17 protein-coding genes are annotated in these 23226 nt (G+C 73.1%); 10 read left to right on the top strand and 7 right to left on the bottom strand.

The genetic code is table 11. From position 1 onward, the window contains the following. Nucleotides 1–58: 58 nt before the first annotated feature. From ACIBCT_RS02065 to ACIBCT_RS02045, 5 genes are all read left to right on the top strand, one after another. Nucleotides 59–1561: a M28 family peptidase gene (locus ACIBCT_RS02065; protein WP_399185559.1), complete on the top strand. Its 1503-nt coding sequence runs from the start codon at nucleotides 59–61 to the stop codon at nucleotides 1559–1561. 174 nt (nucleotides 1562–1735) lie between these two features. Continuing rightward, nucleotides 1736–2566 (top strand): undecaprenyl-diphosphate phosphatase, encoded by an 831-nt coding sequence (locus ACIBCT_RS02060; protein ID WP_399185557.1) that lies wholly within the window; start codon nucleotides 1736–1738, stop codon nucleotides 2564–2566. A 961-nt stretch (nucleotides 2567–3527) separates the two neighbouring features. Then, complete coding sequence (locus ACIBCT_RS02055; RefSeq protein WP_399185556.1) at nucleotides 3528–4493, top strand: SGNH/GDSL hydrolase family protein; 966 nt, start codon at nucleotides 3528–3530, stop codon at nucleotides 4491–4493. Between the two features lie 49 nt (nucleotides 4494–4542). Next, nucleotides 4543–5856 carry an RICIN domain-containing protein gene (locus ACIBCT_RS02050; RefSeq protein WP_399185555.1) on the top strand — a complete coding sequence of 438 codons (1314 nt, stop codon included), beginning with the start codon at nucleotides 4543–4545 and terminating at the stop codon, nucleotides 5854–5856. Nucleotides 5857–5946: 90 nt separating this feature from the next. After that, entirely contained in the window at nucleotides 5947–7470 is a 1524-nt protein-coding gene (locus ACIBCT_RS02045; protein WP_399185554.1) for an RICIN domain-containing protein, read from the top strand. A 249-nt stretch (nucleotides 7471–7719) separates the two neighbouring features. On the opposite strand, the gene ACIBCT_RS02040 is transcribed toward ACIBCT_RS02045, so the two are convergent. Both ACIBCT_RS02040 and ACIBCT_RS02035 read right to left on the bottom strand, forming a co-directional pair. Next, nucleotides 7720–7872, bottom strand: a complete 153-nt coding sequence (locus ACIBCT_RS02040) for a hypothetical protein (protein ID WP_399185552.1) — start codon at nucleotides 7870–7872, stop codon at nucleotides 7720–7722. A 255-nt stretch (nucleotides 7873–8127) separates the two neighbouring features. Then, nucleotides 8128–8958, bottom strand: a complete 831-nt coding sequence (locus tag ACIBCT_RS02035; protein WP_399185551.1) for an NAD(P)H-binding protein — start codon at nucleotides 8956–8958, stop codon at nucleotides 8128–8130. 127 nt (nucleotides 8959–9085) lie between these two features. Here ACIBCT_RS02035 and ACIBCT_RS02030 point away from each other — a divergent pair, with 127 nt between their 5' ends. From ACIBCT_RS02030 to ACIBCT_RS02020, 3 genes are all read left to right on the top strand, one after another. Then, nucleotides 9086–9493: a winged helix-turn-helix transcriptional regulator gene (locus ACIBCT_RS02030; protein WP_399185549.1), complete on the top strand. Its 408-nt coding sequence runs from the start codon at nucleotides 9086–9088 to the stop codon at nucleotides 9491–9493. A gap of 215 nt (nucleotides 9494–9708) precedes the next feature. After that, nucleotides 9709–12294, top strand: coding sequence for an ATP-dependent helicase HrpB (hrpB, locus tag ACIBCT_RS02025; RefSeq protein WP_399185548.1), 2586 nt, complete (start codon nucleotides 9709–9711; stop codon nucleotides 12292–12294). A 171-nt stretch (nucleotides 12295–12465) separates the two neighbouring features. Then, nucleotides 12466–13872 (top strand): amidase, encoded by a 1407-nt coding sequence (locus tag ACIBCT_RS02020; RefSeq protein WP_399185547.1) that lies wholly within the window; start codon nucleotides 12466–12468, stop codon nucleotides 13870–13872. 228 nt (nucleotides 13873–14100) lie between these two features. Here ACIBCT_RS02020 and ACIBCT_RS02015 read toward each other — a convergent pair whose 3' ends face one another. The 3 genes from ACIBCT_RS02015 to deoC form a co-directional block, all read right to left on the bottom strand. Beyond that, entirely contained in the window at nucleotides 14101–15006 is a 906-nt protein-coding gene (locus tag ACIBCT_RS02015; RefSeq protein WP_399186086.1) for an aldehyde dehydrogenase family protein, read from the bottom strand. Between the two features lie 392 nt (nucleotides 15007–15398). Then, nucleotides 15399–16826, bottom strand: coding sequence for an aldehyde dehydrogenase family protein (locus tag ACIBCT_RS02010; RefSeq protein WP_399185545.1), 1428 nt, complete (start codon nucleotides 16824–16826; stop codon nucleotides 15399–15401). 10 nt (nucleotides 16827–16836) lie between these two features. Beyond that, complete coding sequence (gene deoC / locus ACIBCT_RS02005; RefSeq protein WP_399185543.1) at nucleotides 16837–17775, bottom strand: deoxyribose-phosphate aldolase; 939 nt, start codon at nucleotides 17773–17775, stop codon at nucleotides 16837–16839. Nucleotides 17776–18060: 285 nt separating this feature from the next. On the opposite strand from deoC, the gene ACIBCT_RS02000 reads away from it, so the two are divergent. Beyond that, nucleotides 18061–18228 (top strand): hypothetical protein, encoded by a 168-nt coding sequence (locus ACIBCT_RS02000; RefSeq protein ID WP_399185542.1) that lies wholly within the window; start codon nucleotides 18061–18063, stop codon nucleotides 18226–18228. A gap of 142 nt (nucleotides 18229–18370) precedes the next feature. Beyond that, entirely contained in the window at nucleotides 18371–21235 is a 2865-nt protein-coding gene (locus ACIBCT_RS01995) for an AAA family ATPase (protein WP_399185541.1), read from the top strand. 53 nt (nucleotides 21236–21288) lie between these two features. Here the strand turns inward: ACIBCT_RS01995 and ACIBCT_RS01990 are convergent, their stop codons facing one another. Both ACIBCT_RS01990 and ACIBCT_RS01985 read right to left on the bottom strand, forming a co-directional pair. Then, nucleotides 21289–21858 (bottom strand): TMEM165/GDT1 family protein, encoded by a 570-nt coding sequence (locus tag ACIBCT_RS01990; protein ID WP_399185539.1) that lies wholly within the window; start codon nucleotides 21856–21858, stop codon nucleotides 21289–21291. A gap of 330 nt (nucleotides 21859–22188) precedes the next feature. Then, nucleotides 22189–23226 carry a UDP-N-acetylmuramate dehydrogenase gene (locus tag ACIBCT_RS01985; RefSeq protein ID WP_399185538.1) on the bottom strand — a complete coding sequence of 346 codons (1038 nt, stop codon included), beginning with the start codon at nucleotides 23224–23226 and terminating at the stop codon, nucleotides 22189–22191.

Below are 23226 nucleotides of genomic sequence, written 5' to 3'. Positions count from 1 at the left end.
GCCTCCGCACAGGGGGGCGCGCCGCCCGGGGGACCCCCCACCCTCACATCCGAGGAGCATGATGCGCAAACTGTGGACCACGGGCATGGCGGCGATCCTCGCCATCCCCCTGGCTTTCACCGCCCCGTCGGCGTCAGCGGCCGCCCCACCGGACATCTCGCTGACCGCCGTCAAGGCACATCTCACGCAGTTCCAGTCCATCGCCACCGCCAACGGCGGCAACCGGGCCCACGGCCGTCCCGGCTACCTGGCCTCGGCCAACTACGTCAAGGGCAAGCTGGACGCGGCGGGCTTCACCACCACCCTGCAGTCGTTCACCTACGGCGGCGCGACCGGCTACAACGTCATCGCGGACTGGCCCGGAGGCGACACCAACAACACCCTGATGATCGGCGCCCACCTCGACAGCGTGGCCTCCGGTCCGGGCATCAACGACAACGGCACGGGCAGCGCCGCCATCCTGGAGACCGCGCTGGAGGTCTCCCGCCAGTCGCTGGCGCCGACCAGGCACCTGCGCTTCGCCTGGTGGGGTGCCGAGGAGCTCGGCCTGCGAGGCTCCCAGGCCTACGTGAACGGCCTCTCCTCCACCGAGCGGTCCAGGATCAAGGGCTACTACAACTTCGACATGGTCGGCTCGCCCAACCCGGGCTACTTCCTCTACGACGGCGACAACTCCGACGGCGTCGGCTCGGGCCCCGGCCCGGCGGGATCGGCGCAGCTGGAGGCGACGCTCCAGGCGTACTTCAGCTCGATCGGCGTGGCCACCCGGGGCACCGACTTCGACGGCCGCTCCGACTACGGGCCGTTCATCGCCGTGGGCATCCCGGCGGGAGGCACCTTCACCGGCGCCGAGGGCACCAAGACCAGCGCCCAGGCCACCCTGTGGGGCGGCACCGCGGGTCAGCCCTTCGACCCCTGCTACCACCGCGCGTGCGACACCATCACCAACGTCAACGACACCGCGCTGAACCGGAACTCCGACGCCATCGCGTACGCGGTGTGGACGACCGCGGTCACGACGCCACCGCCGCCCGCCATCTGGCAGGACACCTTCGAGACGGCGACCGGCTGGACGGCCAACCCGTCCGGCACCGACACCGCCACGGCCGGCGCGTGGGAACGCGGTGACCCCGAGGCCACCACCTCCACCGGCACCAAGCAGCTGGGCACCACCGTCAGCGGCAGCAACGACCTGGTCACCGGCCGTCTCGCCGGTGCCGCGGCCGGGGACCACGACCTGGACGGCGGGGTCAGCAGCATCCGGTCACCGGCCATCACCCTGCCGACCGGGACGCTGAAACTGGGCTTCTCCTGGTACCTGGCGCACGGTTCCAACGCCTCCAACGCCGACTTCCTGCGGGTGAAGGTCGTCGGCTCCACCACCACCCAGGTCTTCCAGCAGCTCGGCTCGGCCGCCAACCGTGACGGCGCCTGGGCCACCGCCAACGTCGACATCTCCGCCTTCGCCGGGCAGAGCGTCCGCATCCTGGTCGAGGCCGGTGACGCCTCCGGCGCCTCCCTGGTCGAGGCCGGCATCGACGACGTCAGGGTGACCCGCTAAGTCCGTACCGGGTGCGGCCCGCGGCCCTTCCCCCTCGTGCCGTCCGGATCCTGTCCGGACGGCACCGCCGCGGGTCGCACCCTTCGCGTTCCGGCCGGACGCCCTGTCACGGCGCCCCTTCCGCTCCGCTAGCCTCGCGTAGGTCATGCACACGCTGGTACGGAAGGTGCTCAAGTGATCGGCTGGTTCGAAGCGGTGGTCCTCGGACTGATTCAGGGATTGACGGAGTTTCTGCCGATCTCCTCCAGTGCCCACATCAGGGTCGTGTCGGCGTTCTTCGGCTGGCAGGACCCGGGGGCCGCGTTCACCGCGGTCATCCAGCTCGGCACCGAGGCCGCGGTGGTGATCTACTTCCGCAAGGAGATCTGGGAGATCGTCTCCACCTGGACCCGGTCCCTGTGGACCCCGGCCCTGCGGAGCCACCACGCCGCCCGGATGGGCTGGTACGTCATCGTGGGCACGATCCCGATCGTGGTCCTCGGCCTGCTGTTCAAGGACTCCATCGAGGGCGCCTTCCGCGACCTGCGCCTGATCGGCATGACGCTGATCGTGTTCGGCCTGGTCCTGTGGTTCGCCGACCACACCGCCCGCAACCGGCTCACCCTGGAGCGGCACCTCAGCTTCACCCACGCCCTGATCTACGGCTTCGCCCAGTCGCTCGCCCTGATCCCCGGAGTCTCCCGCTCGGGCGGCACGATCAGCGCCGGCCTGCTGCTGGACTACCGCCGGGAGGAGGCCGCGAAGTACTCCTTCCTGCTGGCCATCCCGGCCGTGCTGGGCGCGGGGTTCCTGGAGCTGTTCAAGATCGGTGAGGGAAAGGCCCCGGAGTGGGGGCCCACGATCCTGGCCACCGTGATCTCCTTCATGGTGGGCTACCTGGCGGTCTCGTGGTTCCTGAAGTACATCAGCACCCACCGCTTCACCGGTTTCGTGATCTACCGCATCATCCTCGGCGTCGTCATCATCGCCCTGGTGAGCACGGGAGTCCTCGACCCCTCGGCCTAGTGTCGCGACGCCGTTTCACCGTCGAGCGGATGTCGTCGCCGATGGTGTCGGAAGCGGCCGGGGAGGGCGCGCGCGAGTGCGGTCAGGACCGTGGAGGCTGGGCGGGCGGCGCGCATGACGGGGCTCCTGAGGACGGGGCGGAGCGATTAAAACGATATACATGCCGGAGGTTACGAGCGTCGGCGCCGGCGGTCAAGGCTCCGGGCCCCCCGGCGCCCGAAGGTCGCCCTCCGGCCTCCCGACCCCGTCCCTGCCGTGCCTCGCGACGCGGCCGGACCCGCTCGACGGCTCGTACCGCACGTGACCTGGACGGCCTCCGCCACGCGGTCGCCCGTGGAACCCGACGTCCGTGCCGCCGCCGAGCCCGGCCCCCATGGGCGGGGATCACGGGGACGCATGAAACGTTCACGTCGCCCCCGGACAGAGCCGGGGATTCCGGGAGCGTTCACAGGGTGAAAAAGGCCCCTGTCACCACTGACGGCGATCGTCTGCCCGCTGTCCCGTCCTCCATCTCCGGCTTCGAGTAGGCACTTTCAGCGCGCCGGGTTGTGCGTTACTGTGCACGTTCACAGAGCCCCTTCACGCCTGTGAGGACGCGCGGCCTCACCCCTCACCCCGCCCGTACTTCGCCCCCCGTCTCCCCCGCCCGTGGCATCACGCCCGCCCCCCGTCACCCCTGTCGCCGGACGTGCGGCGACGCCACCCCCACCTGACCGCGACCGCCGACACCGGCTCCCGGCGCAACGACACCGGGACGGCTCGAACGGACCGACGCCCACCCGGGCCCGGGACGCGAGCGCCGGCGGTTCTGCCCGTCATGCCCGTCCGCGGACGACCTCGGCCGGCGACGCCGGCACCGGTCCCGTGCACGACCGGCCGCGCCGTCCGCTCCGGCGACCGCTGTGATCTCCGTTCCCGATCCCCACCCTGACCCTCTGAGGACTCCATGAAAAGGATCTCGGTGCCATCGGCGTCATGCGCCGCCGCGACCATGCCCGCCGAGCATCCCGCTCCCGGAAGACCGGGGCCCGCGGCACCTGAGACCGCCCACGCGAACAGCGCCTTCGACCCCACCGGCGCCTGGACCACCTGGGTCACCAGAACCCTGACCGTGACACTGAACGCGGGCGACAACGTCATCCGGCTGAGCCCGACCACCGCAGGCGGCCTGCCCAACCTCGACCACCTGGAGACCGGCGTGCCCGCCCCCGGCAGGACCACGGTCTGGCTGGCCGGGGACTCCACCGTCGCCGGAAGCTCCGGCGGCACCATCGTCGGCTGGGGCAGGGAACTCGGCGGCTACCTCACCGCCGACGCAGGCGTGGTCAACAGCGCCATAGGCGGCCGCAGCGTCCAGACCTGGCTGTACGAGTCCGCCGTCACCGGCACCAAGAACTCCACCGGGGAATGCGTGCTCAGCTCCACCGCCTACTCCACCCGCTGGCAGGCGATGCTCGACGCCTCCACCGGGATGAAGGCCGGCGACCACCTGTTCATCCAGTTCGGCATCAACGACGGCTCGTCCACCTGTCCCCGCCACGTCGGCTCCGCCCGCTACCGCGAACTGCTCACCGTCATGGTCCGTGCCGCCCAGCAGCGCGGCGCCCACCCCACGCTGGTGACCCCGGTGTCCACCCTGAGGTGCAGCGGCGGTACGGCCGTGCCCACCCGCGGATTCCTGACCGAGACCTTCGACGTCGGCCGGGCCACCGGCGCCCCGGTCATCGACCTGCACGTACTGAGCATCACCCTCTACAACAGCCTGCGCTTCTGCCCGTTCAACGACGACTACTCCTCCGGCCCCGTCGGCGCGTTCTTCGCCGACGACCACACCCACTTCGAGGCGGGAGGCGCACGCCAGATCGCGGGCCTGGTCACCAGGGCGGTACGCGACCAGCGGCTCGCCCTCTCCGCGTACCTGAGGTGACGACCGAACCACGACCGTCACAGCCATCCGTGCACCCAAGGAGTCATCCATGACCATGCAACGGCGGACATTTCTCAGCGTGAGCGCGGCCGGAGCGGCGGGCCTCGGCCTCTCCCTCTTCGGCGCGGGGCAGGCGCTCGCCGGTGCCGTGCGGCTGGACCCGGCGCCGGCCACACCGTTCGCGGTCGGCGTGCGCCGGTACGACTGGACCCGCGGCAGCCGCCCGTGCACCACCTACGTCTACTACCCCGCCACCGGCACCGCCGGCGGCAACCCGGTGACGAACGCCCCGGTCGCAGGCGGTGTCTTCCCCGTCTACAACTTCACCCACGGCTTCCAGAGCAGCCCGCAGAACTCCCTGTTCATCATCCGTGCCCTGGCCGCGGCGGGCTTCGTCGTCCCCGCACCGCACTTCAACCACGATTTCACCGACGTCAGGAACGGCAACACCTCCAAGGACGTCTCGCAGGTCCTCACCCAGACCCTCGCCCTCAACACGAGCGGACCGCTGGCCGGGCACATCGACACCGGCCTCGGCGTCGGAGTCTCGGGCCACTCCCTGGGCGGCATGATCACCCATGGCCTGCTGACCTCCTGGCCCGACAGCCGGATCATCTCCGCCAACCCGCAGTCCTGCGAGGACATGGGCAACCCCGCCGCCTCGGTCTCCGCCAAGGTCCTGTTCGTCCACGGCGACCGGGACTCGACCACGCAGTACGCCTCGGCCCGGCAGGCGTACACGGAGATGACCTGGCCCAAGGCGTTCCTCACCTTCGTCGGCGGCAGCCACACCAGCTTCTGGAGCGACAACCGCTTCCCGAACACCGTCGTCGACTGGGCCCGCTGGACCATGTACGGCGACACCGCCGCACGAGACCGCCTCCCGGCCGACGCGGCCGGGCCCAACACCAGGTGGGAGGCCCAGCTGGGTGACTCGCCCGGCGGCCCGGCCGCCTACAGCCTGGTGGCCCAGCACAGCGGCAAGGCCGCCGACATCGACGGGGCCTCCACCGTCGCCGGCGCAGGGCTCATCCAGTGGACCGCAGGCAATCGCCCCAACCAGCAGTTCGAGTTCATGGACTCCGGTGACGGCCACGTCCGCCTCAAGGCCCGGCACAGTGGTCTGTTCCTCCAGCCCACGGGCACCGCGACCGGCGCGGATGTCGTCCAGCAGGCCGGCAGCGGCGCCACCGGCCAGCAGTGGCGCGTGGTCGACCACGGCGGCGACGTGATCAGCCTCGTCAACCGGGAGTCCGGCCTGGCCATGGACGTCTGGGAACACTCCACCGCCGACGGCGCCCGCATCTCCCAGTGGGCCTACAACAGCGGTCCGAACCAGCGCTTCACCCGGCGCCGCGTCTGACGCGAGACCCGCCGGGGCACCGCCCGGACGACAGGGCGGGGGCACCGGTATGACACCGGCGACCCTTCACAACCACACGGGACGGGTTCAATGACACAGCTTCTCCACGATCGGACCTCACCGCGACGTCCGCACAGACGTCGCACCGTATTCGTCCTCCTCGTCGCGCTCATCGCGAGCGGCGTCACCGCGGTGGTCACGGGATCACCGGCGAACGCGGCCGTGATCGACCCGGCGGCGTACTACCAGATCGTCTCGCGGCACAGCGGCAAGGCGATCGAGATCGCCGGCCAGTCGACCGCCGACGGCGCCGCCGTCCAGCAGCGGACCCGCGCCGACCAGGCGGGCCAGCAGTTCCAGTTCGCCGACGCCGGCAGCGGCCACTACAAGATCCGGGCCCGCCACAGCGGCAAGGTGGTGGACATCGCCTCGGCGTCCACGGCGAACGGCGCGAACGTCGTCCAGTACACCGACAACGGCGGCACCAACCAGCAGTTCCGGGTCGTGGACACCGACGGCGGATACGTCAAGCTCGTCAACCGCAACAGCGGCAAGGCCCTCGACGTCTGGGAGCAGTCCACCGCCGACGGCGCGCGGATCTCCCAGTACACCGACAACGGCGGCACCAACCAGCAGTGGCAGCTGGTCCGCGTCGGCACGGCACCGACCCCGAAGTACGCCGGCTACCTGTTCAGCCACTTCACCGGCGAGGGCACCTCCGCCGGCGAGCAGGTCTACTTCGCGCTCAGCCAGGGCAACGACCCGACCCGGTGGCGCCAGCTCAACGGCGGACAGCCCGTGCTGACCTCGACCGTGGGCACCCGCGGCGTGCGCGACCCGTTCATCATCCGCTCGCCGCAGGGCGACAGGTTCTACCAGATCGCCACCGACCTGCGGATCTACGGCAACGGCAACTGGGACCAGGCCCAGCGGACGGGCAGCAGGTCCATCGTGGTCTGGGAGTCGGCCGACCTGGTGAACTGGAGCGCGCCGCGCCTGGTCCGCGTCTCACCGGACACGGCCGGCAACACGTGGGCCCCGGAGGCGTACTACGACGAGACACTCGGCCAGTACGTCGTGTTCTGGGCGTCGAAGCTGTACGCCACCACCGACCCGAACCACACGGGCACCACCTACAACCGGATGATGTACGCCACGACGTCCGACTTCCGGACCTTCAGCGCCCCGCAGGTCTGGGTCGACAAGGGCTACTCGACGATCGACTCGACGCTCGTCAAGCACAACGGCACCTACTACCGCTTCACCAAGGACGAGCGGAGCGCGTCGCAGAGCGCGTGCGGCAAGTTCATCCTCGCGGAGAGGTCGGCGACCGTGCTCAACCGCGACTACTCGTTCGTCGCGGACTGCATAGGGAACAACGCCCTCGACCAGGGCGAGGGCCCGCTGGTCTTCATGTCGAACACCGAGGAGCGCTGGTACATGTTCATCGACGAGTACGGGGGCCGGGGCTACGTACCGTTCACGACCACCGACCTGAACACCCGGCAGTGGTCACCCGTCTCCGGCTACACCATGCCCGGCCGGCCGCGCCACGGCACCGTCCTGCCGGTCACCCAGGCCGAGTACGACCGGCTGCTGCAGCGCTGGGGCTGACCGCCCCGCGGTGGAACCGCCGGGTGCTCGACGGGCCATGGGCCGCTCGACGGGCCGTGCCCGCGAAGGGCGCCCATCCGGTTCGAACGGCCCACCGGGGCGGCACGGCACCGCGGAGACCGGCTCCCCGAGGGGGCGCGATCTCGCGTGAAGGGTCCGGGCGGGCCCGTCCGGACGGGTCCGCCGGGCTCGTCCGGGCGGTTCAGGCGGGTTTCGTCCGCACGGTTCAGACGGGCTGGTCCGGGCGGTTCAGGCGGGGGCGATCTCGTCCTGGACGACCCCGGCGGGGACGGTCCTGTCCGGGGAGGCCCGGGTGGGGGACGGCGGATCGTCCGCCCGGAGCCGGGCGGCGTCTCGGTAGGCGGTCACGGCGGCGGCGAACATGGCGGTCAGCCCGATCACGAGACGATCATTCCCCCGTCCGGTACGGCGGACACCACCGTGACCGGAAAAATGACGGCATGCCCGCGATCGCGGGCCCCGGTCGTCACGGTCGCGTCCACCGTCACCCGTCCCGGTCCGCCCGTCACCCGTCCGGGCCCGCCCCGTCACCCGTCCGGGCCGGTCACCTGTACCGTCCTGGCCCGCTCCATCGCCCGTTCCGGCCCGCCCCGTCACCAGTACCGTCCCGGACCCGTGTCACGGGTCCGGCTCGGGTCAGGCGAAGGCCGCGAGGTTGCGGGCCACCCAGTGGGCGAAGCCGCGGGGCGGGCGGCCGAGGACGCGTTCGACGTCGGGGCTCACCCGCCGTTCGGCGTCCGACGGCTCGCTCAGGATGTCGAGGGTGCCGTCCACGACCGGTTCCGGCATGAACCCGAGCATCTGCGCCCTGGCCTCCTCGCGGCTCTGCTCGACGAACGTCACCGGCTCCCCCAGGGCGTCGCCGATGAACCGGGCCCGCTCGCGCGGAGAGATCGGCGCCGGTCCGGTGAGCTCGTAGACGCGGCCGTCGTGGCCGTCCTCGCGCAGCACCACGGCCGCGACCTCGGCGATGTCCTCCGGATCGACGAACGGCAGCCCGACGTCGCCGAACGGCGCGGCGGCCGTCCGCCCGGAACGGATCGACGGAGCCCACGCGAACGCGTTGGAGGCGAAGCCGCCGGGCCGCAGGACGGTCCACTCCAGGCCCGACCGCCGTACGGCGTCCTCGAAGGCGCGGAGCGGGTCGTGCGAGCGGGCCCGTGGCCGCGTCCCTGCCCCCTGGGAGGAGAGCAGCACCACCCGGCGGACCCCACCGGCCTTGGCCGCGTCCAGGACGTCCGGGGGATGCGCGCCTCCTCCCGGGATGAGCAGGAAGAGCGCGTCGGCACCCTCCAGCACGGGACGCAGGCTCTCCACGTCGGTGATGTCGGCCCGCCGGTGCCGCACGCCCTCCGGGATCTCGTCCGAGGGGTGCCGCGAGACCGCCGTCACCTGCTCGCCCGCCGCCGCGAGAGCCCTCACCAGCGGCCGTCCCACGTTCCCCGTCGCCCCTGTCACCACGATCATCGAAAACCCCGTTCTCGGATTCATCAGGTAGTCCACTCCGCCGGACGTCGTTCTCCGGCGCCTTCGTGACGCTAACAGCCTGCGTATAGTAGGTACCTAGGAGAAAGTGACTATCGGAAGGACGTCCATGGACGCCGGTACGAGCTGGAGGGTGGACTCCGCGGCCGGGGCCGAGGGGGCCTGCCCGGTCGCCCCGGTGGTCGACATCGTGTTCAGCCGCTGGACCACCCCGATCCTGTGGGCCCTCAACGAGCACGGCCGGATGCGCTTCGTGGAGCTGGAACGCCACATCGGCACGATCACCCCGAAGGTGCTGACCCAGCGGCTCCGCCAGCTGGAGCGCGACGGCCTGGTGGTGCGCACCTACCACCCCGAGATCCCCCCGCGGGTGGAGTACGAGATCAGCGAGCTGGGCCGGAGCCTGGGCCCCCTGTTCGCCACGCTCGCCGAGTGGGCCGCCGCCAACCTGCCCGAGGTCGAACGGGCCCGGCTGGAGTACGACGCCCCCGCCCCGGTCCCCGCCCGCCGTTCCTGACCGAGGAACCCCCGGCCCCGAGCGGCCCGAGGAACCACCACCCCGGTCCGGTCCGGGGAACCACCACCCCGGCCCTGACCGGCCCGGGAAACCGGTACCCCGGTCCGGGCCGGGCCGGGGAACCCCGGCCTCGGGTCCCGGCCGACCCCGCCCCAAGGAGCCGATCCGGCCCCGCCGCGGGCCCGGCGGGCACGATCCTCGGGGACACTGGACGGGTGCGTCCCGACCGGTCCGGCCTGCCCGTCCGTCACGTCCTGCCCGAGCTCCTCGCGGCCCTGGACGAGCGGGGCGTCGCCGTGCTCACCGCGCCCCCGGGCACCGGCAAGACCACGCTCGTCCCCCTCGCCCTGGCCGGCCTCCTCGACGGCCTCGACGACGCGCCGCCGAAGCGGGTGGTCGTGGCCGAGCCGAGGCGGATGGCCGTGCGGGCGGCGGCCAGGCGGATGGCGTGGATGCTGGAGTCGGAGGTGGGCGCGGAGGTCGGGTTCTCGATCCGCGGCGAGCGCAGGACCGGCCCGGGAACGGTCGTCGAGGTCGTCACCACCGGCGTCCTGCTGCAGCGGCTCCAGCGCGACCCCGAGCTCGACGGCACGCACACGGTCCTGCTCGACGAGTGCCACGAACGGCACCTGGACGCCGACACCGCGCTGGCCTTCCTCCTCGACGTCCGCGCCACGCTCCGCCCCGACCTGCGGATCGTCGCCACCTCCGCCACCGCCGACGCCGCCCCCTGGGCCCGCCTGCTCGGCTCCGGCGATCCCGGCCCGTCCGGCTCCGGCGACCCCGCGCCGGTCGTGCACGCCTCCGGCACCATGCACCCGGTCGTTCCCGTCTGGGCGCCTCCCCCGGGCACCGTCGCGCCGCCGCACGGCATGCGGGTGGACCCGGTGTTCCTGACCCACGTCGCCGGCGTGGTGCGGCGCGCCCTGGCCGAGCGGGAGGGGGACGTGCTCTGCTTCCTGCCTGGCGTCGGGGAGATCGGGCGGGTGGCCGCGCAGCTCGGCGGCGGTGGCATCGACGGCATCGACGTCCTGCAGGTCCACGGCCAGGCCCCGGCCCGCGTCCAGGACGCGGTCCTGTCCCCGGGCGCCGGGCGCCGGGTGGTGCTCGCCACCTCGGTCGCCGAGTCGAGCCTGACCGTGCCGGGCGTGCGAATCGTGGTCGACTCCGGCCTGGCCAGGGAGCCCCGTACCGACCACGCCCGCGGGCTCGGGTCGCTCAGCACGGTCCGGGCCTCCAGGGCGTCGGCCACCCAGCGGGCCGGGCGCGCGGGCCGCGAGGCGCCGGGCGTGGTCTACCGGTGCTGGTCGCAGGCCGAGCACGACCGGCTCCCCGAGTACGCGCGGCCCGAGATCGCCCTCGCCGACCTGACCGGGTTCGCCCTCCAGGCCGCCTGCTGGGGGGACCCGGCCGCGACCGGCCTGGCCCTGCTCGACGCGCCCCCGCCCGCGGCGATGGACGCGGCCCGCCGCACCCTGGGCGCCCTGGGCGCCCTCGACCCCGCGGGCCGGGTGACCGGCCGGGGACGGCGGATGGCCGTGGCCGGGGTGCACCCGCGCCTGGCGCGGGCCCTGATCGACGCCGGTGCCGGGCCCCGGGCGGCCGAGGTCGTCGCCCTGCTGTCCGAGCAGCTGCCCCGCGAGGCCGGGGACGACCTGGTGGCGGTCTGGCGTTCCGCGCGCCGCGGCGGCGACGCGTTCTCCGCGCGCTGGCGCCAGGAGGCCGGGCGCCTGGCGCGGGCCGTCCCCGGCGGTGGCCCGCGCCGTGGAAAGGGGAAGGGCGGTGCCGCGCCACAGGGGGACGACGGCGCCGTGCGGGACGGGAGCGACGACACCGTGGCCGGGACCGTCGTGGCGCTGGCCTACCCGGAGCGGGTGGCGCGGCGGCGCGGCGGGTCGTACCTGATGGCCTCGGGGACGGCCGCGGAGCTGCCCTCCGGGTCGCGGCTGGGGACGGCGGAGTGGCTCGCGGTCGCGGTCGCGGACCGGCCCGCCGGTGCCGCGTCCGCCCGGATCAGGCAGGCGGTGGTGATCGACGAGGAGACCGCCAGGCTCGCCGCGGCCCCCCTGTACGCGTCCGGCGAGGAGATCACCTGGCGCGTGCCGCCGGGGGAACGGCGCGGTGACGTGTCCGCGCGCCGGGTGGAGCGGCTGGGTGCGATCGAGCTCTCCTCCGGCGTGCTCCGCGGCGCCGACGTGCGTCCCGCCGTCCTGGAGGGGCTGCGCGTCGAGGGGCTGTCGCTCCTGCGCTGGACGCCCGAGGCCGTGGCGCTGCGCGAGCGGCTGGCCTTCTGCCGGCGCACGCTCGGCGACCCGTGGCCCGCGACCGACGACGAGGCGCTGATCGAGGCGGCCGACCGCTGGCTGGAGCCGGAGCTCTCGCGGGCCCGCCGCCGGTCCGACCTGGAACGCCTGGACGTGGTCTCCGCGCTGCACCGCCTGGTCCCGTGGAACGCCCGCCTCGCCGAGACGGCCCCGGAACGGATCGAGGTGCCGAGCGGGTCGAGGATCAGGATCGACTACTCGGGGGACCGGCCGGTGCTGGCGGCCAAGGTGCAGGAGCTGTTCGGCTGGGCCGAGGCCCCGCGCGTGGCCGGGGTACCGCTGGTGATCCACCTGCTCTCCCCGGCGGGGCGCCCGGCCGCCGTCACCGCCGACCTGGCCTCGTTCTGGCGCGAGGGGTACCGCGCGGTCCGCGCCGAGCTGCGCGGGCGCTACCCCCGCCACCCCTGGCCCGACGACCCCATGGCGGCCCCGGCCACCCGCCGTACCAACCCCCGGCGCCGGCCGGGCGGGACGTAGCCCGGGGCGGCACATCCCACCGGCACGGGCCGGGCCTGCGCGGGCCGGGCCGACGTGGGCCGGGTCTGCGCGGGCCGGGCCCGCGTGGGATAACGCCGATGATCCGGACAAGACATCGGATCGATACGTGGCGCGCTTCCCCTGGCGGACTCGCCGGACCACACTCGGTTCATGTCGTGGGTGGGAAGTTCCGCAGTGGAGATCGCGGCTGCCGTACGAGGGGGAAAGGTCACCGCGTCCACGGTCGTCGAGGAGCACCTCGGTGCCATCGCCGAGCGCGACGGCCGCGTCGGGGCGTTCCGCGAGGTGCTCGCCGACCGGGCGCTGGCCGAGGCCCGGCTGCTGGAGCGGCGCGAGGACCTGGCCGGCCTGCCCCTCGCCGGGGTGCCCGTCGCGATCAAGGACAACGTCGCGGTCGAGGGCGCGGTGTCGCGCAACGGCTCCGCGGCCACGCCGGACGCGCCCGCGGACGCCGACCACCCCGTGGTGGCCAGGCTCAGGGCGGCGGGCGCGGTGGTCGTCGGCATCACCAACGTGCCCGAGCTCTGCCTGGCCGCCTTCTCCGACAGCGTGTACGGGGTGACGCGCAACCCCTGGGACCTGGGGCGTACCCCGGGCGGGTCCTCGGGCGGGAGCGCGGCGGCGGTTGCGGCGGGCATGGTGCCGCTGGCGCACGGCAACGACGGACTCGGCTCGCTGCGCATCCCGGCGGCCTGCTGCGGCCTGGTCTCGATCAAGCCCGGCCAGGGGGTGGTCCCGCCGCCCGAGCACGACTGGTACGGGATGTCGGAGAACGGGCCGCTGGCCACGACCGTGGCGGACCTCGCGCTGGCGCTGGCCGTGATGGCGGACGACATGTCCCTGGCCAGGCCCGGGGAGAGCGAGGCGCTCGGCGTGGGCAGCGCCATCGACGACTATCCGGGTGGGCTGACCCTGTCGGAGACGCCGAGGCTGCGGATCGCGGTCGCGCCCCTGCCGCTGCCCCCGGGACTGCCGATGGACGCGGAGTTCCGGCAGGCGGTCACCGGGGCGGCGGAGGTGCTGGGCGACGCCGGGCACACCGTGGTGAACCGCACCGACCGGATGCCCTCCTGGCTCGCCACCTCCGCCGTCGCCACCTGGTTCGCCTGCGCCAGGGGCGACGTCGAGGGCCTCGACCCGCGCGGGCTGGAACGCCGCTCCCGGTCGCTGGCCAGGGCGGGCCGCCTGCTCGCCAGGTTCGGCGCGGACGGCGCGACCGGCCGTGACCGCTGGCGCGCGCACGGCGCCGACCAGTGGTTCGGCAACGCCGACGTGCTGGTGATGCCGACCCTCGCCGCGCCGCCTCCGCCCGCCGAACGCTGGGGACGCCGCGGCCTGCTGGCGAACGCCCGCGTCAACCTGACCTACGCGCCCGCGACCGCGGCCTGGAACATCGCCGGCTGGCCCGCCATGAGCGTCCCGTACGGCATGCACTCGTGCGGGGTGCCCATCGGCGTCCAGCTCGTGGCCGCGCCCGGGGGCGAGTCCCAGCTGCTGGCACTGGCGGGGCGGCTGGAGGCGGAACGGCCCTGGCCACGCCACGCCCCGCCCCCCTGACCCCGCCGCACGCCACCGCACAGGGCCGCGGGGGACCGCCACGCGCCACCCCGCAGCGCCGCACACCGGAGCGGACCGTCACGCACCACCCCGCAGGGCCGCACACCGGAGCGGACCTCACGCGCCACCCCGCAGGGCCGCAGGCCGGAGCGGGCCGTCACGCGCCGCCGCGAGCCGTCGCGTGCCGGAGCGGACCGTCGTCCGCTCCGGCCGTGACCGCGGGGCGGTTCAGACGCCGGTGGGGTGCCAGACGGTCTTGGTCTCCAGGAAGGCCGTCAGGCGCCTGGTGCCGGGGTCGGCGTACCAGTCGGTGGTCACGCCGGGGCGCAGCACCCGCTTGAGGTTCTCCGCCGCCGCCTCCTCGCACGCGACCGCCAGCGCCTCGTCGGTGACGCCGGTGAGGTCGAGGGCGTTGACGTCCATGTGCGCGGCCAGCCAGGGGGCGATCTCCGCCACCGAGCCGGTGAGGACGTTCACCACCCCGCCGGGCAGGTCCGAGGTGGCCAGCACCTCGGCCAGCGTGATCGAGGGCAGCGGGGCGCGCTCGCTCGCGATCACCACGCAGGTGTTGCCCGTGACGATCACCGGTGCCAGCACCGAGACGAGCCCGAGCAGCGGATCGTCCGGGGCGACCACCGCGACCACCCCGGTCGGCTCCGGCGAGGAGATGTTGAAGTAGGGCCCGGCGACCGGGTTGGAGGACCCGGCCACGGCGGCGATCTTGTCGGACCAGCCGGCGTACCAGACCAGCCGGTCGACGGCCGCGTCCACGACCGCCCCCGCCCCGCTCGTACCGGCGTCGGCCAGCTCGGCGGCGAACTGGGCCCTGCGGCCCTCCAGCATCTCGGCGACGCGGTAGAGGATCTGCCCGCGGTTGTACGCCGTCGCCCCCGACCAGCCGCCGAAGGCCTTGCGGGCGGCCGACACCGCGTCACGGGCGTCCTTGCGGGAGGCCCTGGAGGCGTTGGCGAGGAAGTCACCGCTGGAGGAGGTCACGGGGTAGGACCTTCCGCTCTCCGACCGCGGGAACGCCCCGCCGATGTACAACTTGTACGTCTTGCGCACGGCGAGCCGGTCCGGCGTGCGGACGGTGCCGCCACCGTCGCCCGCCTGCCCGTCCGCGGTCCCGCCCACGCCTGCGGGCCGCTCGCCGGAAAGCTCCCGGACCCGGTCCCCGGCCTGTGCCTCGACCCGCGTGTCGGCCTGTGACTCGACCTGGTCCTCGGCCCGCGTGCCGGCCTGGTCCCCGGCCCGCGTCTCGGACCGCTTCCCGGCCCGTCCCCCGGCCTGCCCGCCGGAGGCGTCGGACGCCCGCGACCGGCCCGGCCTGTCCGCCTTACTCATTTCCCAGCCCTCTCCACGAGCTCTCCTGCTGCGCCAGCCGGGCCGGCACGAAGATCTGACCGCAGCGGCTCACGCCGCACCGGTGCGCGAACCAGCCCCGCAGCACCGGCCGTCCGGCGCGGGCGTAATCGTGGCCCCGGGTGCTCTGGGCCCGGCGCGAACGCCGCCCGGCGGCGTGCCGCTCACACATCGAGGTACGCCTCCAGCCCGTGCCGGCCGCCCTCGCGCCCGTACCCGGACTCCTTGTAGCCGCCGAACGGCGAGGTCGGGTCGAACTTGTTGAAGGTGTTGGCCCACACCACGCCGGCGCGGAGCCTGTCCGCCATCCACAGGATGCGCGAGCCCTTCTCCGTCCACACGCCCGCGGACAGGCCGAAGGGGGTGTTGTTGGCCTTCTCCACCGCCTCGGCCGGGGTACGGAAGGTCAGCACCGACAGCACCGGGCCGAACACCTCCTCGCGGGCGATCCGGTGCGACTGGGCGACGCCGGTGAAGATGGTCGGCGGGAACCAGAAGCCCCGCTCCGGCAGCGAGCAGGCCGGGGACCAGCGCTCGGCGCCCTCAGCCTCCCCCAGGTCCGAGAGCTCGTGGATCTTCGCGAGCTGGGCCGCGGAGTTGATCGCGCCGATGTCGGTGTTCTTGTCCAGCGGGTCGCCCAGCCGGAGCGTGCCGAGCCGGCGCTTCAGCGCGTCCAGCAGCTCGGTCGCGATGGACTCCTGCACCAGCAGCCGGGAGCCCGCGCAGCAGACGTGACCCTGGTTGAAGAAGATCCCGTTGACGATCCCCTCGACGGCCTGGTCGATCGCGGCGTCCTCGAACACGATGTTCGCGGCCTTGCCGCCGAGCTCCAGGGTGACCTTCTTCCCGGAGCCCGCGACCGACCTGGCGATGCGGCGGCCGACCTCGGTGGAACCGGTGAAGGCGACCTTGTCGACCCCCGGATGGTTCACCAGGGCCGCGCCGGTCTCACCGGCGCCGGTCACGATGTTGACCACACCGGGCGGCAGGTCCGCCTGAGTACAGATCTCCGCGAACAGCAGCGCGCTGAGCGGGGTCGTCTCGGCGGGCTTGAGGACGACCGTGTTGCCGCAGGCCAGCGCCGGGGCGATCTTCCAGGCGAGCATCAGCAGCGGGAAGTTCCACGGGATGACCTGCCCGGCCACCCCGAGCGGGCGGGGGGCGGGGCCGTACCCGGCGTGACCGAGCTTGTCGGCCCAGCCGGCGTAGTAGAAGAAGTGGGCCGCCACCAGGGGCAGGTCCACGTCGCGGGACTCGCGGATCGGCTTGCCGTTGTCCAGGGTCTCCAGCACGGCCAGCTCGCGCGAGCGTTCCTGGATGATCCGGGCGATCCGGAAGAGGTACTTGGCCCGCTCCGAGCCGGGCAGCGCCGACCAGACGCCGAACGCCTTGCGGGCGGCCTCCACCGCCCGGTCGACGTCGGCCTCGTCGGCCCAGGCGATCTCGGCCAGGACCTCCTCGGAGGCGGGGTTGACGGTCTTGTTGCGTTCGGTGCCCTGGGAGTCGACCCACTCGCCGCCGATGAACAGGCCGTAGGACGGCTTGATCTGGACGACGTCACGCGACTCGGGCGCCGGTGCGTACTCGAACATGTGAACGCCCCTAGTCGAGGGTGAAGTAGTCGGGACCCGCGTACCTGCCGGTGGCCATCTTCTGACGCTGCATCAGCAGGTCGTTGAGGACGCTGGAGGCACCGAGCCGGAACCGGTCGGGGGTGAGCCAGTCGTCTCCGACGGTCTCGTTGACCAGGACGAGCATCTTGATCGCGTCCTTGGTGGTCTTGATGCCTCCGGCGGGCTTCACCCCGACGTGGCGGCCGGTCGCGGCCAGGAAGTCGCGGACCGCCTCCAGCATGACCAGCGTCACCGGGAGGGTGGCGGCGGGCTGCACCTTTCCCGTGGAGGTCTTGATGAAGTCGCCCCCGGCCAGCATGGCCAGCCAGGACGCGCGGCGCACGTTGTCGTACGTGGCCAGCTCACCGGTCTCCAGGATCACCTTCAGGTGCGCGGTGCCGCACGCCGCCTTGATCGCGGCGATCTCCTCGAAGACCTTGACGTAGTCCCCGGCCAGGAACGCCCCCCGGTCGATGACCATGTCGATCTCGTCGGCCCCGGCGGCCACCGCGAACCTGGTGTCGGCGATCTTGACGTCGAGCGAGGAGCGCCCGCTGGGGAACGCGGTCGCGACGCTGGCCACCTTGACGCCGGAGCCCTTCACCGCCGCGGCGGCCTCGGCGACCAGGTCGGGATAGACGCACACCGCGGCCACCCGGGGCACCGAGGGGTCGGACGGGTCGGGGCGGACCGCCTTGGCGCACATCGCGCGGACCTTGCCCGGGGTGTCGGCTCCCTCGAGGGTCGTCAGGTCCACCATGCCGATGGCGAGGTCGATGACCCGGGCCTTGGCGGTCGTCTTGATGGATCGGGTGCCGAGCATCGCGGCGCGCTGGTCGGCGCCCACGCGGTCGACACCCGGCAGGCCGTTCAGGAAGCTTCGCAGCGTGACGTTGGACGTGGCCACGTCGTTGAGCGAGGTCGTCATAGTTGACACCTCTCCAGCATGCCTACTGGGGTGATTACTTCCAAACTGGACCCTGCCCAGCACCCTCACCCGTTTTCGTCAACATTCGCCCGACCCGGCCAGGGGGCGGGCGGCGGGCCGAGGCGAGGCGGGCGGCTAAGGCGGTGCGTACCCGCCCTAGGGAGGTTTTCGGCCGGCCCGCACCCGGAGATAGGACATCCTCCCGATGTGGGCCGGGGGGCCTTAGGACGAATCTGGAGTGTGTCAGGAAAGCGCCGACAGGCACTCGAACAGGAAGGAACCCTCATGGGTCCCGAACTTCACCTCCAGCTCATCTCCGAGAGGACGTCCAGGCTCCGCGCGGAGGCGGCCGACTACCGCCGCGCCCGCGAGGTCCAGGTCCACCGGGAGTCCACCGGCGACACCTCCGCCAAGCGCCGCCGCGGCCTCTTCGGAAAGATCATCTCGTCGTGAGCCCGGCCAGGGAGCCCGGTCGCCCCCCGCCGCCCGGCCGGGCCTCATCCCTGTCCGGAACCGCGCCCGAACCGGCCCCGTCGTCCTGGGACGGCATTTCGCCCAAGGATAAATAGAAGGCTTGGCCCGAGTAAGGCATGACATGCTGACAGACATGGTTGGTCGGGCTGTGAGTCCTGTTTTCGTGGGGCGCGAAACAGAACTCGCGGACTTGGCCGAAGCGTTCGGGCAGGCCCGCAAGAGCAGGGCGACGACCGTGCTGCTCGGCGGGGAGGCCGGTGTCGGGAAGTCGCGTCTGCTCGGATGTTTCGCGGAGCGGGCCTCGGCCGACGGCGCCCACGTGCTCAACGGGGGCTGCGTGGAGCTGTCGACCGAGGGCCTGGCCTACGCGCCGTTCACCGCGGTGATCCGCCAGCTGGTCCGGGAGCACGGCGCCGAGGAGATCGCGAGCCTGCTCCCCGAGGGCGGCGGGCGCGACCTGGCCCGGCTGCTGCCCGAGTTCGGCGAGCCGAGCGGCGACACCGAGAGCGAGACCGCCCGCGCGCGGCTCTTCGAACAGATCCTCACCCTGCTGGAACGGCTCGCCGAGCGCCGCCCGGTGATCCTCCTCATCGAGGACGTCCACTGGGCCGACAACTCCAGCCGCGACCTGATCGCCTTCCTCAGCAGGAACCTGCGCACCGCGCCGGTGCTGATGGTCCTCACCTACCGGTCCGACGAGCTGCACCGCCAGCACCCGCTGCGGCCGGTGCTCACCGAGCTCGGACGGCTGGACGACGTCGTGCGGATGGACCTGCCCCGGCTCACCCGGGCCGAGGTCGCGGCCCAGATGGCCGGAATCCTCGGCACCACGCCCGAGTTCGTCCAGGTCGACAGGGTCTTCCAGCGCAGCGAGGGCATCCCGCTCTTCGTCGAGGCGCTGATGGAGTGCGGCGGCGACTGCACCTTCCCCGAGTCCCTGCACGATCTGATCATCGGCTCCGTCGAGCGGCTCCCCGAGGAGACGCAGCGGGTGCTGCGCGTCGCCGCGGCCGGTGGCATCCGGGTGGGGCACGCCCTGCTCGCCGCGGTCAGCGGCCTGTCCGACGTCGACCTGGACGACGCCCTGCGCACCGCGATCGCGGCCAACGTGCTGCAGGTCGCCGACGGCAACGCCTACGTCTTCCGGCACGCGCTGATCCGCGAGGCCGTGCACGACGACCTCCTGCCCGGCGAGTACGTACGGCTGCACGCCCGTTTCGCCGAGGAGATCGGCCGCGACCGCACGCTGGTCCCGCACGGCAGGGCCGCCATCGAGATCGCCCACCACTGGTACGCCGCCCGCGACGACCTGTGGGCCCTGATCTCCGCCTGGGAGGCCGCGGGCAAGGCCGCCAGGAGCTTCGCCTACAACGAGATGATGCAGTTGCTGGAGCGGGTCCTCACGCTCTGGAGCAAGGTCCCCGACGCCGCCGAGCGCATCGGCGTGGACCACACCACGGTGCTGGAGCACGCCGCCGAGGCCGCGAGCGCGTGCGGCGAGGCCGACCGGGGCACCAAGTTCGTCATGGCCGCGCTGAACGAGCTCGACGAGCGGGCCGAACCCGCGCGGGTGGCCGGGCTGCTCGTGCGGCGCTCGCAGTTCAAGCTGTCCAAGCGCAAGCCCGGGGTGCTCGACGACCTGCGCTACGCCGAGCGGCTGGTCCCCGAACCGGGGCTGGAACGGGCCCAGGTGCTGTCCAAGCTGGGCCTGTACCTGACGCTCAGCGGCGAACTGGCCGAGGGGACCTCCCTGACCGAGGAGGCGCTGCGGATCGCGCGCGAGCACGGAAAGGGGCCCCTGGAGGCGGAGCTGCTGCTCAACCTGGCGCTGAGCGACTCCATCGCCGGACGGCTGGGGGCCTCGATCGAGCTCAACGAGACCGCCCAGGCCATCGGCGAGCTGGGAGGCGGCATCATCCTGCGCGCCCTGGCCAACAACGTGGACGCGCTGAACAACATGGGCCGTTCCGCCGAGGCGATCGAGCTGGCCCTCGAAGGGGAGCGGCTGGCGAAGAAGTACGGGCGCTACCGGGTCGAGGGCACGTTCATCGCCAACAACAGGGCCGAGGCGCTGGAGGCGCTGGGCAGGTTCGACGAGGCCGTCGACCTGGTCGAGCAGACCCTGGGCATGGACCCCTCCCTGCGCACCCGCCACCACCTGCGGAGGGTACGCGGGGACGTGGCGGCCGCCCGGGGCGAGGCCGAGGTGCTGAGGTCCGTTCTGGACGAGGTGGGGGCCTTCGGGGTCGCCCCCGAGGAGTTCATGCAGGAGCTGACGGGCAACGCCCGGCTCCTGGTCGGCCTGCACATGCTCGACGGGCAGCCGCTGGCCGCGCTGGAGGTCGCCGAGCGGGTCTCCCGGGAGGCGCAGATCACGAGCAAGCCCATGCTGGGCTGGCAGGTGCTGGCCCTGCTCGGCGGGGTCTGCGAGGCGGTCGAGCCGCTCGCCCCCGAACGGGCGGCGGCGCTGCGGGCCCACGTCGAGAGCGCGGCGGGCGCGGTGACCGTGGACAGCCCGGTCGCCGAGGCCTACCGGCTCGGTGTCGCCCGTGACCACGACGCGGCCGCCGCCGCCTGGGAACGGCTGGGCCGTCCCTTCCAGCGCGCGAGATCGCTGCTGCGGGCCGCGCGGGCGGCGGCGGGCGCCGGTGACCGCGACGGTGCCGCGGACCGGCTGCGCACGGCCCACCCGATCGCCGTGTCGCTCCTGGCCGGGCCGCTGGTCACCGAGCTGGAGGTGCTCGCCCGCCGGATCGGGATCTTTCTCGGCGACCGGCCGGGGGCCGGGGAGTCCGTGCTGACCCCGCGTGAGCTGGAGGTGCTCCGGCTGGTCGCCCTGGGACGGTCGAACCGCGAGGTCGCCGCCGAGCTGTTCATCTCGGCCAAGACCGTGAGCGTCCACGTCTCCAACATCCTCGGCAAGCTGGGCGTCTCCACCCGGGGCGAGGCCGCCGCCGCGGCCCACCGCCTCACCCTGATCGGCTGACCGTCCGGGCGGCGCCCGGACGGGGACGGGCCGCCCGGGAGAGGACGGGCCGCTCAGGCGAGCAGCGCCTCGGCCAGCAGGATGACGCCGAAGACGGCGAACGCGGCGGCGGCGCCGTACCGGATGATGCGCTCGGGCAGGTGTCTGCCGAGCATGCGGCCGACCAGGATGGCCAGGGCGTCGGCGGCGACCATGCCGACCGTGGAGCCGATCCAGGTACCGAACCAGCCGTGGCGGGTGGCGAGCGTGATGGTCGCCAGCATGGTCTTGTCCCCCAGCTCGGCGAGGAAGAAGGCGACGGTCACGGCGATGATCGCCGACCGGACCGTGCGCTGGGCCTTGGCCGCCTCGTCGTCGGTCAGCTCGTCCCCGCGCAGCGTCCACAGGGCGAAGCCGAGGAAGGCGAGCCCGGCGATGACCGTGATCGCGGTGGTGGGGAGAAGGTCACCGGCCAGCCCGCCCACGCCGACGCTGACCAGGTGCACCACGGTGGTGGCGATGGTGATGCCGGCCAGGACCGGCCACGCCCTGAACCGGGTGGCGAAGGTCATGGCCATGAGCTGGCTCTTGTCGCCCAGCTCGGCTACGAAGATCACGACGAGGCTGATCCAGAACGCTTCCAACGAGGGTGCCCTTCCCGCGCGCGCAGCCGGGCGGAAGGGAAGTACCCGGGGAGTCTCGGGCACGGCTCCGGCCCGGCGGCATCGATGAGTGCCTGCCAGGCCGAAGGTCTCGTCCGCCACGGAACCGCGCCGAACGGCCGGATCCGGGGCCCGCGCGACCGGGCGTCCGAGACGCCAGCATGTCGATCACGCGATTGGGACTACTCCCCTTCGGGTCTTTCCATCAGACCATAGCAGCCGAAATCGGATGCCCATTACGGTGCCCCGGCCCCCCACCCGGCCCCTGCCCGCTCCCTCACCAGACCCTCGCGGGTCCTCGCGGGGCGGTGGTCAGAGGCGGGTGCCGACCATCACGGGCTCGTTGACGAGGGTGACGCCGAACTTCTCCAGGACGCCGTCCCGGACCTCCCGCGCGAGACCGAGCAGCTCCTCGGTCGATGCCGACATCTCTGGATTTGTCAGCGCAAGGGTGTGCTTGGTGGAGATGCGGGCCGGACCACGGCGGTACCCCTTGGGGAACCCCGCGTTCTCGATCAGCCACGCGGCCGGGACCTTGACGGCCCCCTCCGGCATGTCCCAGCGCGGGAAGCCCGGCGCCCGCAGCTCCAGCTCGGCGGCCTGCGACGCGGTCAGCACGGGGTTGGTGAAGAACGACCCGGCGCTGCGGGTGTCCGGGTCCCCGGGATCCAGCACCATCCCCTTGCCCCGGCGCAGCTCCAGCACGGCGGCGCGGGCCTCGGCGGGCGGCACCCGGTCGCCCAGGGCGACGCCCAGCCGCGAGGCCAGCTCGCGGTAGGCGATCGGGCCCGAGAGCGCCTCCCGGGCCAGCCGGTAGGTCACCGCGAGCACGACGTGGCGCCCGAGGTCCTCCTTGAACGCGCTGTGCCGGTAGGCGAACCCGCACTCGGCGGCGGTCAGCTCCCGCACCTCGCCGGCCCGGCGGTCGTAGACCCGGACCCGGGTGATCGTCTGGGAGACGTCCTGGCCGTAGGCGCCGACGTTCTGGATCGGCGTGGACCCGACCAGCCCCGGGATGCCGGACAGGCACTCCAGCCCGGTACGGCCCTCGGCCACGGCCCGCTCGACCAGGACGTCCCAGTCCTCGCCGGCCTGCACGGTGACCAGGTCCCCCTCATGGTGGACCCCCCGGGAGTCGACCCGCACGACCAGGCCGTCGAAGCCGTCGTCCGAGACGACCAGGTTGCTTCCGCCGCCGAGCACCAGCACCGGCTCGCCCGCCCGGTCCGCCGCCGCCACCAGCTCGACGATCTCCTCGGCCGACCCGGCCCGCACGAACCTCCCCGCCGGCCCGCCCAGCCCCAGCGTGGTGTACGGCGCCAGCCGTACACCCGTCACCCGCTCCGTCAT

The sequence above is a fragment of the Streptosporangium sp. NPDC050855 genome, from assembly GCF_044456585.1.
Lineage (GTDB): Bacteria > Actinomycetota > Actinomycetes > Streptosporangiales > Streptosporangiaceae > Streptosporangium > Streptosporangium longisporum.
Note: the sequence above shows the minus strand (reverse complement) of the source record. Positions and strands in the feature narration are given on the sequence as shown.

Bases quoted from the DNA above. Each gene is read 5' to 3' on its own strand.
- ACIBCT_RS02065 (WP_399185559.1), top strand. From the start codon at position 59: ATGATGCGCAAACTGTGGACCACGGGCATGGCGGCGATCCTCGCCATC.
- ACIBCT_RS01995 (WP_399185541.1), top strand. From the start codon at position 18,371: ATGCTGACAGACATGGTTGGTCGGGCTGTGAGTCCTGTTTTCGTGGGG.
- ACIBCT_RS02020 (WP_399185547.1), top strand. From the start codon at position 12,466: ATGTCGTGGGTGGGAAGTTCCGCAGTGGAGATCGCGGCTGCCGTACGA.
- ACIBCT_RS02010 (WP_399185545.1), bottom strand. From the start codon at position 16,826: ATGTTCGAGTACGCACCGGCGCCCGAGTCGCGTGACGTCGTCCAGATC.
- deoC (WP_399185543.1), bottom strand. From the start codon at position 17,775: ATGACGACCTCGCTCAACGACGTGGCCACGTCCAACGTCACGCTGCGA.
- ACIBCT_RS02000 (WP_399185542.1), top strand. From the start codon at position 18,061: ATGGGTCCCGAACTTCACCTCCAGCTCATCTCCGAGAGGACGTCCAGG.
- ACIBCT_RS02030 (WP_399185549.1), top strand. From the start codon at position 9,086: ATGGACGCCGGTACGAGCTGGAGGGTGGACTCCGCGGCCGGGGCCGAG.
- ACIBCT_RS02050 (WP_399185555.1), top strand. From the start codon at position 4,543: ATGACCATGCAACGGCGGACATTTCTCAGCGTGAGCGCGGCCGGAGCG.
- ACIBCT_RS02045 (WP_399185554.1), top strand. From the start codon at position 5,947: ATGACACAGCTTCTCCACGATCGGACCTCACCGCGACGTCCGCACAGA.
- ACIBCT_RS01985 (WP_399185538.1), bottom strand. From the start codon at position 23,226: ATGACGGAGCGGGTGACGGGTGTACGGCTGGCGCCGTACACCACGCTG.
- ACIBCT_RS02035 (WP_399185551.1), bottom strand. From the start codon at position 8,958: ATGATCGTGGTGACAGGGGCGACGGGGAACGTGGGACGGCCGCTGGTG.